This is a genomic window from Nitratireductor sp. ATLC21 (assembly GCF_057196525.1).
The window spans coordinates 266,458-280,968 of the sequence record NZ_JBXUOU010000002.1; the positions used below are offsets into that span (position 1 = coordinate 266,458).

Below are 14,511 nucleotides of genomic sequence, written 5' to 3' on the forward strand. Positions count from 1 at the left end.
AGACGAGCAGGAATGGCATAGTCAGCAGATGCCGATCATCTCTCCGATTCCTCTCAATCCGCTGGCAGATGGACGCCAGTCCGACCGGGCCATGGTTATCCGCCGCGGTGTCCAGCGGCTGTTGATAGCCATGGGGGCCGTGGTCTTGCCGGAAGTGACGCTTGCCACCGGCCGCCGCGCCGATCTCGTTGCGTTGACGAAGAAGGGCGACATCTGGATTATCGAGATCAAGTCGTCAATTGAGGATTTTCGAGTGGATCGGAAATGGCCTGAGTATCGCCAGCATTCCGATCGCTTCTTCTTTGCGACTCATCCGGAAGTGCCGGCAGAGATTTTTCCCGAGGAGTGCGGGTTCATCCTCTCCGATGGCTATGGGGCAGAGATCCTGCGTGAACCGGATGAGCACAGGCTCGCCGCTGCCACGCGCAAGGCAATGATGCTGCGCTTTGCGCGGGCGGGGGCGGCACGTGTCACGGCAGCCGAGCTTGCCGGGATAGAGGTGCCGCTCGCCGATGGTGAGGCAGGCTGAGACTTAGGCTTTGAAGGCAGTACGGCCTGTCGCCAGCGCGTGGTCAAGATATTCCACGCGGTCCTGGCCGAAGAATGCCTCTCCATTGAGCACGTAGGTAGGAACGCCGACAGCATCGGCTTCCACGGCATCTTTGGTGTTCTGTGCGCGAATTGCCGAAATCTCTTCGCTTTGTGCTCTCTCCAGAATGGACGCGGAGTCGAATTTTTCCAGTTCGAGATATTTCGCAAGCGTATCGGGATCGGCGATGTCTTCTTCATTTGCCCACACGGCGGCGAAGACACGCTCCATATAGCTCATGGGATCATGCCCCTCGGCGACGAGCGCCGCGATCACATGGTCCGCGAGAGCCGGGTCGACCGGCCAGTGTTTGGGCATTTTGTTGATGGGCATGCCCCGGAAGTCGGCGATGCGCTGAAGTTCCACCAGCCGCAATCTCTGGCGAACAGGAGGACGTTTCGCCGGTGGCACTGCACCGGAAATTTCCCAGATCCCCATCAGGTTGACCGGTTTCACCCGCACGCTCGCTCCATGCTTGGAAAGAACCGCACGCAGAGGCTGATGCCCCAGATAGGTGAAGGGCGATGCAGATGTGAAATAGTAATCAACGGTGGTCGTCATCGATGTCTCCGGTTCAAACTAGCAGGTCGAAACTATCGGCCCCGGTCGCGCACCGATAGGCTTCAGGACAACACTTTTGCGCGAGCACGCATGCCCTGATGTGAAGCCATGAATGCGCGCTCTTCATCGTTTGGCGGGCGCGGGGCGGCGTCCACACCAAGAGCGCCCATAACCTCCTCGACGGGGACAAAGCGTCTGCCTTTGTAATCATAGACGCCGCCCGTGGTGAGGATCATGGCGGCGACGCGCCCATCGCCAAGCACGAACCGGTGCTGGCCGATAATCTGCGTGCCATCCCAAGTCTCGATTGTAGAGATCACATCAAAACGCTGCCACAGGCGCACCTCGCGCACATAAGCCGTCTGTAACCCGCCAAGCAGAGGTGCCCAGCCGCGCTCGCGCGCGGCACCGATCAGCCCGCTGCGCAGGAAGATGTCGATCCGTCCCATATCCGCCAGCATCATGTAGCGGGCGTTGTTGAGGTGGATGTTCATGTCGATGTCGGTGGGCAGGCAGCGGAACGAGAGTTTGCTCTCATCGCCCAGCCGGTAGACGCCCCGGCTCTTGCGTGTGGCGGCCACGCGAAGAAGACGCATCCAGACATACATGATTTTTTATCCCGAAAAGTTTGGCGTTGCGGAGGGGGTTCCTCCCGACCTTTAAGGCGTTTTGGGGAAATAGCGCAATGAGGTTCTGACGTGTCCACCGCCCCGGATGCGGAAAGCGCCCCGAGGCGGTGTGATTGCTTCAGGCCGCCTTCTTCTCTGCCGCCTTGTCAGGCGCAAAGCGCTGGTAGAAGGTTTCGCCGCTCTCGGCCATGTCCAGAAGGAGTTTAGGGGCCTTGAACTGCTTGCCGTACTTCTTCTGAAGGCGCTTGGTCATGGCAACGAAAGCCTCCGCACCCATCCCATCAATGTAGGACAGCGCGCCGCCCGTGTAGGGCGCGAAGCCGAAGGCGAGAATGGAGCCGACATCCGCCTCGCGCGGATCGACGACAATGCCTTCTTCCATGATGCGGGCCGCTTCCAGCGCGATCGTGGCGAGGAAGCGCTCCTGCAGCTCCTCGACGTCGATCTTGTCCGGGTTCTTCTGCGGATAGAGATCCTTCAGGCCTGCCCACAGATGCTTCTTCGCGGGCTTTGCCGGATAGTCATAGAAGCCCTTGCCATTCTTGCGGCCAAGGCGGCCATGCTTGTCGACCAGCGTGTCGATCAGCTCCATGTGGCGCGGGTCGACGGCCTTGGGGCCGAGATCGCGCACGGTCTGCTTCATGATCTTCTGGGCGAGGTCGACAGCCGTTTCATCGGTGAGCGCAAGCGGGCCGACCGGCATGCCGGCCATCTTCGCCGCGTTCTCCACCATCGGGGCGGGAACGCCTTCGATGACCATGGAGAAGGCCTCCTGCATGTAGCGCAGGACGCAGCGATTGACGTAGAAGCCGCGCGTGTCGTTGACCACGATGGGCGTCTTCTTGATGGCGCGCACATAGTCCATCGCCATGGCAAGCGCCTTGTCGCCGGTCTTCTTGCCCATGATGATCTCGACCAGCATCATCTTGTCGACGGGCGAGAAGAAGTGAATGCCGATGAAGTGCTTCGGGCGTTTGGAGTTTTTCGCCAGACCAGAGATCGGAATGGTCGAGGTGTTGGAGGCGAACACGGCGGACGGTTTCAGAACGGCCTCGGCCTTCTCCGTCGCCACCCTCTTGATCTCCGAATCCTCGAACACGGCCTCGATCACCAGATCGCAGCCTTCAAGCTCCGCATAATCCTCGCTCGGCGTGATGAGCGAGAGGAGCTTCTCCTTGTCCTCGGCGGTGGCGCGGCCGCGCTTGATGCTCTTGTCCATCAGCTCGGCGGAATGCGCCTTGCCCTTTTCGGCGGATGCCGTGTCGCGGTCGATCAGAACGACCGGAATGCCGGCTTTGGCCGTGACGAAGGCGATGCCCGCGCCCATGAAGCCTGCGCCCAGAACGCCGATCTTTTTGAACTTCCTGACCGGCACGTCGTCGGGGCGGCGCGCGCCCTTGTTGAGCTCCTGCAGCGAGACGAAGAGCGAGCGGATCATCATCTTCGCTTCGGTCGTCTGCATGATCTCGGTGAAATAACGCTGCTCGATGGTCAGCGCCGTCTCGAAGGGCACCAGCATGCCCTCATAGACGCATTTCAGGATCGCAGCTGCTGCCGGGTAATTGTTGTAGGTCTCACGGCGCAGAATGGCGATTGCCGGCGGCCAGAGGTTTGCGCCCGCCGCCGAGTAGACGGGGCCGCCGGGCAGTTTGAAGCCCTTCTCGTCCCATGGCTGAACCGGGCTGAGGCCGTCGAGGATCATCTTCTTCGCGGTCTCGACCAGCTTCTTCGGCGCGGCGATCTCGTGGATCAGCCCCATGGCCTTCGCCTTCTGCGGCGTCAGCGTCTGGCCGGTGGTCAGCATCTGCAGGGCTTCCTGCGGCTTGGCCAGACGCGGCACGCGCTGGGTGCCGCCCGCGCCGGGGAAGATGCCCACCTTCACTTCAGGAAGCGCCATCTTCACTGCCGGGCTGTCGGCTGCGACACGGCCATGGCAGGCGAGTGACAGCTCGAACGCGCCGCCCATGCAGGTGCCGTTGATGGCCGAGACCCACGGCTTGCCGGAGGTCTCGAGCTTGCGCCAGAGCCAGCCCATGCGGCCGGCATTGTCGAACAGAAGCTTGACCGCCTTCTTGCGGTCGTTTGCCTTTTCCTTCTCGAACAGGCCGAGCATCTTCTGCAGCATGGTCAGGTCCGCGCCGCCGGAGAAGGTCTCCTTGCCGGAGGTGATGACAGCGCCCTTGATCGCATCGCTGCCGGCAATCTGGTCGATGATCGCGTCCAGCTCGTTCATCACCTCTTCGGTGAAGACGTTCATGGAACGGTCCGGCATGTCCCAGGTGACGAGCGCGACGCCGTCTGCGTCCACGTCAACGGTAAAGTTCTTGTAGTCGGTCATGGTCTGATCTCTCCCCGACAGCTCAAACGCGTTCGATGATGGTTGCGGTGCCCATGCCCGCGCCGATGCACAGCGTGACAAGCGCCGTGTTCAGGTCGCGGCGCTCCAGCTCGTCGAGAACCGTGCCGAAGATCATCGCGCCGGTTGCGCCGAGCGGGTGGCCCATGGCGATTGCGCCGCCATTCACATTGATCCGGTCGTGGTCGATTTCGAAAGCCTGCATGTAGCGCAGCACCACCGAGGCGAAGGCCTCGTTCAGCTCGAACAGGTCGATGTCCGAAAGCTTCATCTTGGCTTTCTTGAGAAGCTTTTCCGTCACGTCGACCGGGCCGGTCAGCATGATTGCTGGCTCGGAGCCGATATTGGTGAAGGCGCGGATCCTTGCGCGCGGCTCCAGCCCCATGGACTTGCCGGCCTTGCGCGAACCGAGCAGCACGGCGGCCGCGCCATCGACGATGCCCGACGAATTGCCGGCGTGGTGCACGTGGTTGATGCTCTCAAGCTCCGGGTAACGCTGCACGGCGACGGCGTCGAAACCGCCCATTTCGCCCGGCATCACGAAGGAGGGGTTCAGCTGGCCAAGCGCCTGCATGTCGGTGCCGGGGCGCATGTGCTCGTCATGATCGAGAATGGTCAGGCCATTCTGGTCCTCCACCGGGATCACGGACTTCTTGAAATAGCCCTTGTCCCAGGAGTGCTTGGCGCGCTTCTGGCTTTCCACGGCATAGGCGTCCACGTCGTCGCGGGAAAAGCCGTATTTCGTGGCGATCAGGTCGGCGGAAACGCCTTGCGGCATGAAATAGGAGGGAATGCCGACCGAAGGGTCCATGAACCATGCGCCGCCGGACATGCCCATTCCGACGCGCGACATGCTTTCCACGCCGCCGGCAATCACGATTTCGTCGGAGCCGCCGGCGATCTTGGCCGCGCCCAGATTGATGGCGTCGAGGCCGGAGGCGCAGAAACGCGAGATCTGCATGCCCGGAGCCGCATTCGCGTAGCGCGCCTCGAAGGCGGCCGAGCGCGGGATCACGGAGCCGGCTTCGCCGACCGGATCGACACAGCCGAAAATGATGTCGTCCACCTTTGTGGTGTCCAGCCCGTTACGGTCGCGCACGGCTTCGAGAACCTTCGCACCAAGGCGTACGGCGGGCACCTCGTGCAGCGAACCGTCCTTCTTGCCCCGTCCGCGCGGCGTGCGCACGGCGTCATATACATAAGCGTCAGCCATATCGGTCTCCCTGCTTTACCGACCCAACGCGGGGTCGTGCGATTGGTTCAAAGGGTTCTGGCGATCACCAGCTTCATGATCTCGTTGGTGCCGCCATAGATGCGCTGCACGCGGGCGTCGCGATACATGCGCGCGATGGGATATTCGTTCATATAGCCATAGCCGCCATGGAGCTGCAGGCATTCATCAACCACTTTGCACTGCAGGTCGGTGAGCCAGTATTTGACCATGGAGGCGGTGGCGGTATTGAGATTTCCGGCGAGGTGACGTGCCACGCAATCATTGTAGAAAACGCGGCCGACCGTCGCCTCGGTTTTCAGTTCCGCCAGTTTGAACTGGGTGTTCTGAAAGTCGATCACCTTCTGGCCGAAGGCCTTGCGCTCCTTCACATAGTCGAGGGTGACAGCCAGAGCGCGCTCGATCATGGCTATCGCCTGAGCGCCGATCAGAAGCCGCTCCTGCGGGAGTTGCTGCATGAGCTGCACAAAACCCTGGCCTTCCTCATGACCGAGAAGATTGGCGGTTGGAACACGCACATCGTTGAAGAAGAGTTCCGAAGTGTCGTTGGACTTGAGGCCGATCTTGTCGAGGTTGCGACCGCGCTCAAACCCTTCGGTCTCGTCGGTTTCGACCACGATCAGGGATGTGCCCTTCGCGCCCTGGCTAGGGTCCGTCTTGGCCACCACTATTACGAGATTGGCTAACTGCCCGTTGGTGATGAAGGTCTTGGAGCCGTTGAGGCGGTAATGGTTTCCGTCCTTCTCCGCCCGCGTTTTCACACCCTGAAGATCGGACCCGGCGCCGGGTTCGGTCATGGCGATCGCGCCGATCAGCTCGCCGTTCGCGAGCTTCGGCAGCCAGCGCTGCTTCTGCTCTTCCGAGCCGTAATGGAGGATATATGGCGCGACGATGGCGTTGTGGAGCGCAATGCCGAAACCATCGACGCCCACATGGCTGATCGCTTCGATGATCGCGCTTTCATGGGCGTAGGTGCCGCCCGCACCGCCATGCTCTTCCGGCATCGAGGCGCATAGAAGGCCCGCAGCGCCGGCCTTCTCCCAGCTAGCGCGGTCGAAGATCTCCGCCTTCTCGAACGCTTCATAGTGAGGCGCAATCTCTTCCGTCAGGAAGCGGCTCGCCATGTCATAGAGCATGGCGACGTCTTCGCCGGCCCAGTCGGGCCGGGAAAGGCCAAGTACGGACTGTGGGTCTGCCACTCTACGCCTCCTCGCTGACAGCACTGCGCTCTAGCGAAAGCACGCTAGAACGAGCACGGTTTTCATGCCAGTCAAAACGCCTCTTCCGGCAGTGCCATCATCGCGTCGGCGCCGGTGGAGATACGGGCAAGGTGCGCCGCCGTTTCCGGCATGACGCGCTCCATGAAATACCGGCCGGTGGCGATCTTGGCCTCAAGGAAGGAGGCGTCGCCATTGGCACCTGCGGCAATCTGCTCCTGCGCTTTCTTGACCATTCGGCCCCACATGTAGCCGAGCGCCACAAGGCCCATCAGATGCATGTAGTCATGGGAGGCCGCACCCGCATTGTCAGGCTTCTGTACGGCGTTCTGCATCAGCCACAGCGAAGCGGCCTGCAGGTCGTTAAGGCCTTTCTTGAGCGCCTTCGTGAAGGGGGCCATCGCCTCGTCTCCACGATGGGCCTCACAGAAATCGCCCACCTCCTTGAAGAAGGCCTGTGCGGCGCGGCCACCCTTGGCTGGCAGCTTGCGGCCCACCAGGTCCAGCGCCTGAATGCCGTTCGCGCCCTCGTAGATCATGGCGATGCGGGCGTCACGCACGAACTGGCTCATGCCATGCTCTTCGATATAGCCATGACCGCCGAAAAGCTGCTGCGCCATGACGGCGTGCTCGAACCCCTTGTCGGTGAGAACACCCTTGATCACGGGCGTCATCAGCGCCAGGAGATCGGATGCCGCTTCGCGGTCCTTCTCGTCTTCGGAGAGATGCGCGATGTCGGATTTGAGCGCGGTCCACAGGATCAGCGCACGTCCGGCCTCGTTAAAGGCGCGCATCGTCATCAGATTGCGGCGCACATCCGGGTGGACGATGATCGGATCGGCCTTCTTTTCCGGCGCTTTCGCCCCTGTGAGCGAGCGGCCCTGAAGCCGTTCGCGCGCATATTCCACCGCACCCTGATACGCCGCTTCACCAATGGCATGGCCCTGCAGACCGACGCCGAGACGCGCCTCGTTCATCATGGTGAACATGGCTTTCAATCCGCCATTCTCTTCACCAAGCAGATAGCCGGTCGCATCGTCATAGTTCATGACGCAGGTGGCGTTGCCGTGAATGCCCATCTTTTCCTCGATGGCTCCGCAGGAAACCGCATTGCGCGCACCGGGCGTGCCGGCATCGTCGATCATCACCTTCGGCACGATGAAGAGCGAGATGCCCTTCACGCCGGCGGGTGCGCCCTCGATGCGAGCCAGAACCAGATGGATGATGTTTTCCGAGAGATCGTGCTCGCCCGCGGAAATGAAGATCTTCTGGCCGGAAATCTTGTAGCTTCCGTCGCCGTTTGGCACGGCTTTGGAAGTCAGGAGGCCGAGGTCGGTCCCGCAATGGGGCTCGGTCAGGTTCATGGTGCCGGTCCAGCTGCCTTCCACCATCTTCGGCAGCCACTTCTGCTTCTGCTCCTCCGTCCCATGCGCAAGGATCGCCGCGATGGCGCCCTGGGTGAGGCCGGGATACATCATCAGCGCCATATTGGCGGAAACCAGATACTCGCTGACGGCAGAGTGCACCGTGTAGGGGAGGCCCTGGCCGCCATATTCCGCAGGCACGGAAAGGCCCAGCCAGCCGCCTTCGCAATATTGACGGTAGGCCTCGTCAAAACCCTTCGGCGTGGTCACGGAGCCATCGTCATGGCGGGTGCAGCCTTCCACGTCGCCAACCCGGTTGAGCGGCTGCATGACGTTTTCGGCCAATTTCGCACCTTCGCTCAGGATCGCCTCGACGATGTCCGGCGAGGCGTCGGCAAAGCCCGGCAGATTGTCATAATTGCCGTAGCCAAGAACATCATTGAGCACGAACAGCGTATCGCGCACGGGCGCCCGGTAGGTCGGCATGAGACTCCTCCAGCTCTCGGATTTGCGCGCGAAAAGAGCTTTCGCGCAATGTCGCAAACGCTGTAGCAAATTTTGACGTTTGCGTAAACGTCAAAAAATGACTCGAGACGCAAACAAGCCCCGCGCGGAATCGTTTCAGCGCGGTCGGATCAATGAAAGTGCAGCGGCGCTAACTGAATGAGGGGCGTTTGGTGTCGCCCGCCCGGATGCAGTGGGAAATCAGCCGGCCTGACTGAAGGCCGTAGCGCCTTCCAGGCGAGCCGTTACGTCTGCGATCAGCTTCTTGAGCTCGGAAATTGCATCCTCGATGGAGCGCTGCTGTTTTTCGAGCCGCACCATCTGGCGTTCGGATTTTCTAAGCACGAGTTTCAACTGCTCGACATTGCCCGCCTTACGATCCTTCTCGGGATCGTGCAGATCGAGCACTTCCTTGATGTCGCTCAGAGAAAATCCGATCTTCCGGCCGAGCAAAATCTGCTGGAGGCGAAGTTTGTCGTATCGCGAATAAAGGCGTGATGTGCCGATTCGCTCCGGCGTCAGGAGACCCTTGTCTTCGTAAAACCGCAATGCGCGTAGCGTGACGCCAAACTCGCGCGCCATCTCACCAATGCGGGTGTAGTCTTCGGAGTGGTTGGGAGAATCATTTCCCTCGGCGGCCTTTTCGACTGCCTTTGCAATGTTCGTCATGATCACTGTTCCGTATCGAATGAACACTCCGGTGGGGGGCCGGAATGATGCCATGTCTGTTGGTCAAGCGTCGCTGATGGCGAAGATTGTGCCACGCAGACATGATTTGAAGGCGGGCTTATGCGTTGCAGAATACGGCATTACAAGGGCCTGACGCCAAATTGTGAATGTCTTGCCAACAACCTTTTCGACCGATTTCCGCGCGTATGATTAATCCCCGGTAAGAAATATTAACTTCGTGTTTACCATGATCGGGGAATTGTGGGTTCGTCAGTAGACCGTGCCCGTTCGCTTTTGTCGCCTCGGGCATGGCAGCCTGACCGTGGGTGTCTTTGCGGCGTTTGTCTTCAGCCTTCCCGGCGTTCCAAAGCTCAAGGGCCCGCGTGGCAAGGACTATCGATGGCCAACCGGCAACCGGTGGAGAGGCGGGCGTTCCGATGAACAACAAGCGTTCCTATCTGGAAAACATAAATGCCGGTCGTCGGCGGCGGCCAGGGGCGAACGCGTCTCTTGATGAGATAAGCCGAACGCTGGAGGAAATGGAGCATCGCCTCGGGCATGCAACGGGTCGTTTCGACCGAAAAACGGAAGAGAATGAGGTTGCCCGTCGGATCCAGGAACTTTCCGAAACCGTCTCGCAGACCTATGCCCGTCCCATGGAGCGGTCGATGCCACACAGACGTAAGGCACCGCCGCACACGTCCTTTGAGCGCGCTGCGCATGAGCTCGAGCGCAGCCATAGGCAGGAACGCGAAATCGCTTCGATCGGGAGCATTGCCAATGAGCTCAAGACCCTGAGAGCGGACCTGCGGGATGCGATGCAGTCCGGCTTGAACGACGAGTTCTCCGTCTTGCGCCGTGAACTGGCTGGCATCATGGCTTCCGTGCCTAACGCCGCGCTGAGCCGCGAGCTTGTGGTCGAGTTCGAACGCTTGTCCAATGCCATTGGTCAGCTTGCTGAACGCAGCGATGACAAGAATGTCAAAATGCTCCGTTTGGAAATGGAGGAGCTGAAGTCGTCCATCTCCAACCTGGCGCGCGAAGAAACGCTGCGAGCGGTCGATCAGCGTTGGGATGCACTGGATGATCGCTGGAGCGCGTTCGAGGATCGTGTTTCCAGTGATATACGCAAAAGCGATCCGGCGATTGAAATGCTGCATCAGCGCATCGAAGAGATTGCCCATGCGGTCAACAATCTCCCCGAGTCGCTTTCCATCCAGTCGCTTGAAGATCGTGTGCGCACACTGGCCGGCGCGCTTGATCAGCTGCTTGAGCGCAAGCAGCAAAGCAATCCCGAAATCTATGCGGCACTCGACGAGCGTCTGGATGAGATCAGCAGGGCGATCGCTGCCTCTGCTCCTAAGGCGCAGGCGGCCAATTTTGATCCACAGCCGTTTGAGCGCATTGAGGCACGTATTTCGTCTCTGGCGAACCAGGTGTCGGAATTGCTCGCAGAGCGCGGAGGTGGCGAGGCAGTCGGGCAACTCAGCGACCAGCTCTATTCCTTGTCACAGCGCGTCGATGATATCGCCCGCCGTATCGACATGCCGGAACAGACCGTGGAACGCCTTGCCGGACAGATTGCCGGCATCGCCGAGAAGCTGGACAACGCACCGCAGCCTCAGATTGCGGAGCACATGCTGCGCGGCATCGAAGACCGCTTCGCGCATCTTTCCCAAATGATCGAACAGCGACAGGGCGATGTGGTCGAGCAGAGCCGAACGCTGGTCGACGAGCTGGAACGCCGTCTTCAGGAAATTTCCGCCCGGATCGATGAGCGCAGCCATCCTGTTCAGGATGAGGCGGGCATCATGGCGACGATCGATGCCCGGTTCAACGAACTGGTCGCGCGTCTCGATACAGGCGCCGGCGGGGGACGTGGTGATGGTGATGCACTGCGCGCATTGGAAGCTCGCCTTGACGACATCTCCGGACGCTTGCAGGCATCCTCAGCAAGCGCTTCCTCAGTTGATCCCGACGTAATTCGGAATCTTGAAGCGCAGGTGCGCAGCCTTTCCGAACATCTCTCGCGCCCGAATACCGACCTGCCGGAGTTCGAGGATCTGGGTCCGCGTCTGGAGAACATTGAACGGTCCATTCACGAGAACCGCGCCGCCGTTGTGGAAGCCGCACGGCACGCTGCGGAACAGGCGATCGGCGCCCTTGGCAACAGTGCACAGGCTGAAGCCTTCGATCGCGAACTGCGGGCGGAACTGCGAGCGCTTGAGGAACTCACGCGCAAGTCGGACGAACGCAACACCAAAACCTTCGAGGCCATTCACGATACGCTTCTCAAAATTGTTGATCGGATCGGCGCTGTAGAGGGATCTGCCAAAGACGGCGGTCGGGGCGACGCTGCGAAGATTGCCGTGGCAGCCGCCCCGTCGATCTCGCCTGATGAAGACGACCCTGCTGCAACAAGTGCTGCAGACTACGAGCCGGCGTCCAACCGCTCTCCCGCCGAAGCCGCCGCAGCCGCAGCACGCGCTGCATTGGATGAGGATGGTGAGAGGGAACAGGCAAAACCGGGTCGTACATCTCTGCTCGGTGGCTTGTCCCGTGCCTGGAGCTCCCGAGGGGACAAGCAACACGTTGAATTGGAGGAGAATGCCGAAGGGCCGGACGATTTCGAAGTCGATTCAAGTCTCGATGCGGTCGAACTTGATGCAGAGCGCATCAATCAGCCGCTTGAACCAGGCTCAGGCGCCCCGGACCTCAACGCGATCCTGCGCCGCGTGCGTGACGAAAAGAAAGCGCCAGCGCGCGCGGAGACTGACGACGCAGCGAAATCGGACTTCATCGCAGCGGCGCGCAGGGCAGCTCAGGCTGCCGCTGCCGAGGCTGAAATCCTCAAAAAACGCCGCGGCGAGACGACAGAGGAACGCGGGGGCTTCGGTTTCGGCCGTCTCCTGAAACGCTCCAAGAAGCCTCTCATGGTCATGCTCGGAGCTGGTATCGTGGTCGCTGGCGGCTACCAGATGACCAAGATTTATCTGTCGAATTCGACCTCTATACCGACGCCGGTTGCCAGCGATAGCTTTTCGCCGGAAGCAGCACCTGTAGTGGCCAAGGCCGAAGATCGGCCCGTTCGCGTCCTTGATGAACAGCCGCTGGAAGACGCAGCCGTGAGCGAAAGCGCTGACGAGACCGTGAACACTCTGGCCTCCATGCCGGACATGGATGGTCCCGCCGAGGGAAAATTTGAAGAACCGCTTTCGGTTGCTGAAGTGGACAATACACTCCAAATGCCAATCCCGGAGGTGGTGCAGCCGGTTTCGTTGGATGAGATCCCCATGGATGCAGGACCGGTACCGCTTCGGGAAGCGGCTGCCGAGGGAGATCCGAAAGCGTATTTCGAGATTGCCAGCCGTTATGCGGAAGGACGCGGAGCGGCGGCCAACATCTCAAAAGCCGTCGAATGGTACACAAAGGCCGCTGAAGCCGGCTTTGCTCCGGCCCAGTACCGCCTCGGTGATCTTTATCAAAAAGGAACCGGCGTAGACCGCGACGCGGCGAAAGCGAAAATGTGGTTCCAGCTTGCAGCACAGCAGGGCAATGCCGGCGCGATGCACAATCTGGGCGTTCTCTACGCCATGGGAGCTGATGGACCGGCCGACAACGCTTCTGCAGCTCGCTGGTTTCTGGAAGCGGCGGAGCACGGCGTCAAGGACAGCCAGTTCAACCTCGGCATTCTCTCTGCCAAAGGTATGGGCGTCCCGCAGGATCTGACGGAAGCGTATAAATGGTTCGCCATTGTTGCCAATGGTGGCGACGCAGATGCTGCAAGCAAGCGCGATGAAATCGCCGCCGCTCTTTCGCCGGACAAGCTGGAACAGGCAAAGAACAAAACGGCTCTGTGGAAAGCCAAATCCGTCGATCCTGCTGCAAACATGGTGGATATCCCCGAATCCTGGCGTGAGAGCAGAGAGCTGACGGCCAGCGTGGACATGAAGAAGGCGGTCACGAACATTCAGCTGATCTTGAACCAGCAGGGGTTTGATGCGGGCAAGCCGGACGGCATTATGGGCGCCAAAACCAAAACGGCGATCAGTGCTTTCCAGAAGGCCAACGGTCTGGCTCCGACCGGAGAAGTGGATGAGGCGCTGGTGCGCGCCCTTCTGGAAAAGAACAAGGCCGCGGCAGCTGCCCAGTAAGGCAGCCTGGCGCTTTGAACACAGCCGGCTTTAAATCGCGGTGTGGGTAAAGTCGCCCACATCCGGCGAACGACCGCGATGTATTTCCGTTTGCGGGCGGGCGTTCGGGCAATGCCACCTGTCCGCCCGCCGCTTTATGTGTGTCTGAATGGTCGCAGTTCACGTTTGCCGGGCAAGTCGTTCAATCTTTTCCCGATTTGGTGACAACTCGGTTTGACTTCGAGACCGTCAGAGCGCAGAACGGAAGCACGCATAATGCTTCCACATCTCGCCCGGCCTCTTCGCCGGGCAAACAATTATTCGGGTGCCGCGGGTGGGTATTTATCTCCCAATCGCCGAAATGTCCGTCAACGTGTTCGTGCTGCTGGCCATGGGCGGCGCGGTCGGCTTTCTCTCCGGCATGTTCGGCGTCGGTGGCGGATTTCTCATCACGCCGCTCCTGATCTTCTACAACATTCCTCCCGCCATTGCTGTTGCCACCGGCGCCAATCAGGTGATCGCATCGTCTTTCTCTGGCGCACTGGCGCATTTCAAACGCAAATCTCTTGATCTGAAGCTTGGCACCGTATTGCTGGCAGGCGGCATAGTCGGCGCATCTTTGGGTGTGTCCGTTTTTGCCTATCTGCGGCGTCTGGGGCAACTCGACCTGATTGTCTCTCTGCTCTATGTGGCGTTTCTTGGCGTGGTCGGCGGGCTGATGCTGATGGAAAGCCTGCGTGCCATCAGGCGCTCCCGTGGTGGCCAGACAGTGACATTGCGCAAGCCCGGTCAGCACAACTGGATTCACCGTCTACCCTTGAAGATGCGCTTTCGCGCCTCGAAGCTGTTCGTCAGTGTCATCCCTGTTCTGGTGCTCGGCGCCTTCATTGGCTTTCTGGCGTCGATCATGGGTGTGGGCGGCGGTTTCATCATGGTGCCTGCGCTCATTTACCTCCTCAAGGTGCCCACCAATGTCGTGATCGGCACATCGCTGTTCCAGATCATCTTCGTGGCCGCTTTCACGACGATCATTCATTCCACGGCCAACCAGACCGTCGATGTGGTCCTCGCTTTTCTTCTCATGGTGGGTGGAGTTGCCGGTGCCCAATACGGTGCGAGGGTGGGACAAAAGCTTCGCGGCGAGCAGTTGCGTGCGCTTCTTGCACTCCTCGTTCTGGCCGTGGCGCTTCGTCTGGGCTTCGATCTCTTCGTTCGGCCCGAGAGCGTCTATTCGCTATCAATGGTAGGGGGGTGAGCG

10 protein-coding genes are annotated in these 14,511 nt (G+C 60.3%); 3 read left to right on the forward strand and 7 right to left on the reverse strand.

Annotation, left to right across the window (positions count from 1 at the left end):
• Positions 1 to 28: 28 nt before the first annotated feature.
• Positions 29 to 529: an MmcB family DNA repair protein gene (locus AC2CHD_RS08975; RefSeq protein WP_229450353.1), complete on the forward strand. Its 501-nt coding sequence runs from the start codon at positions 29 to 31 to the stop codon at positions 527 to 529.
• Between the two features lie 3 nt (positions 530 to 532).
• On the opposite strand, the gene AC2CHD_RS08980 is transcribed toward AC2CHD_RS08975, so the two are convergent.
• From AC2CHD_RS08980 to AC2CHD_RS09010, 7 genes are all read right to left on the reverse strand, one after another.
• A complete protein-coding gene (locus AC2CHD_RS08980) occupies positions 533 to 1,150 on the reverse strand; it encodes a DsbA family protein (protein WP_484553409.1) in 618 nt (205 codons plus the stop codon).
• Between the two features lie 62 nt (positions 1,151 to 1,212).
• Positions 1,213 to 1,758 (reverse strand): thioesterase family protein, encoded by a 546-nt coding sequence (locus tag AC2CHD_RS08985; RefSeq protein ID WP_484553410.1) that lies wholly within the window; start codon positions 1,756 to 1,758, stop codon positions 1,213 to 1,215.
• Between the two features lie 139 nt (positions 1,759 to 1,897).
• Positions 1,898 to 4,117: a 3-hydroxyacyl-CoA dehydrogenase NAD-binding domain-containing protein gene (locus AC2CHD_RS08990; RefSeq protein WP_484553411.1), complete on the reverse strand. Its 2,220-nt coding sequence runs from the start codon at positions 4,115 to 4,117 to the stop codon at positions 1,898 to 1,900.
• Positions 4,118 to 4,139: 22 nt separating this feature from the next.
• Positions 4,140 to 5,348 (reverse strand): acetyl-CoA C-acetyltransferase, encoded by a 1,209-nt coding sequence (locus tag AC2CHD_RS08995; RefSeq protein ID WP_484553412.1) that lies wholly within the window; start codon positions 5,346 to 5,348, stop codon positions 4,140 to 4,142.
• Positions 5,349 to 5,395: 47 nt separating this feature from the next.
• Positions 5,396 to 6,502, reverse strand: coding sequence for an acyl-CoA dehydrogenase family protein (locus AC2CHD_RS09000; RefSeq protein WP_484554216.1), 1,107 nt, complete (start codon positions 6,500 to 6,502; stop codon positions 5,396 to 5,398).
• A 134-nt stretch (positions 6,503 to 6,636) separates the two neighbouring features.
• Positions 6,637 to 8,433 (reverse strand): acyl-CoA dehydrogenase C-terminal domain-containing protein, encoded by a 1,797-nt coding sequence (locus tag AC2CHD_RS09005; protein WP_484553413.1) that lies wholly within the window; start codon positions 8,431 to 8,433, stop codon positions 6,637 to 6,639.
• A gap of 219 nt (positions 8,434 to 8,652) precedes the next feature.
• Positions 8,653 to 9,120 (reverse strand): MerR family transcriptional regulator, encoded by a 468-nt coding sequence (locus tag AC2CHD_RS09010; RefSeq protein ID WP_229450361.1) that lies wholly within the window; start codon positions 9,118 to 9,120, stop codon positions 8,653 to 8,655.
• A gap of 437 nt (positions 9,121 to 9,557) precedes the next feature.
• Here AC2CHD_RS09010 and AC2CHD_RS09015 point away from each other — a divergent pair, with 437 nt between their 5' ends.
• Entirely contained in the window at positions 9,558 to 13,274 is a 3,717-nt protein-coding gene (locus AC2CHD_RS09015) for a peptidoglycan-binding protein (protein ID WP_484554217.1), read from the forward strand.
• A gap of 313 nt (positions 13,275 to 13,587) precedes the next feature.
• Positions 13,588 to 14,508 carry a sulfite exporter TauE/SafE family protein gene (locus AC2CHD_RS09020; RefSeq protein WP_484553414.1) on the forward strand — a complete coding sequence of 307 codons (921 nt, stop codon included), beginning with the start codon at positions 13,588 to 13,590 and terminating at the stop codon, positions 14,506 to 14,508.
• The last annotated feature ends 3 nt before the right edge of the window (positions 14,509 to 14,511 follow it).

Excerpts from the sequence above, each read along its gene's own strand:
- AC2CHD_RS08975 (WP_229450353.1), top strand. The coding sequence starts at position 29 with ATGCCGATCATCTCTCCGATTCCTCTCAATCCGCTGGCAGATGGACGC.
- AC2CHD_RS08980 (WP_484553409.1), bottom strand. The coding sequence starts at position 1,150 with ATGACGACCACCGTTGATTACTATTTCACATCTGCATCGCCCTTCACC.
- AC2CHD_RS08985 (WP_484553410.1), bottom strand. The coding sequence starts at position 1,758 with ATGTATGTCTGGATGCGTCTTCTTCGCGTGGCCGCCACACGCAAGAGC.
- AC2CHD_RS08990 (WP_484553411.1), bottom strand. The coding sequence starts at position 4,117 with ATGACCGACTACAAGAACTTTACCGTTGACGTGGACGCAGACGGCGTC.
- AC2CHD_RS08995 (WP_484553412.1), bottom strand. The coding sequence starts at position 5,348 with ATGGCTGACGCTTATGTATATGACGCCGTGCGCACGCCGCGCGGACGG.
- AC2CHD_RS09000 (WP_484554216.1), bottom strand. The coding sequence starts at position 6,502 with ATGCTCTATGACATGGCGAGCCGCTTCCTGACGGAAGAGATTGCGCCT.
- AC2CHD_RS09005 (WP_484553413.1), bottom strand. The coding sequence starts at position 8,433 with ATGCCGACCTACCGGGCGCCCGTGCGCGATACGCTGTTCGTGCTCAAT.
- AC2CHD_RS09010 (WP_229450361.1), bottom strand. The coding sequence starts at position 9,120 with ATGACGAACATTGCAAAGGCAGTCGAAAAGGCCGCCGAGGGAAATGAT.
- AC2CHD_RS09015 (WP_484554217.1), top strand. The coding sequence starts at position 9,558 with ATGAACAACAAGCGTTCCTATCTGGAAAACATAAATGCCGGTCGTCGG.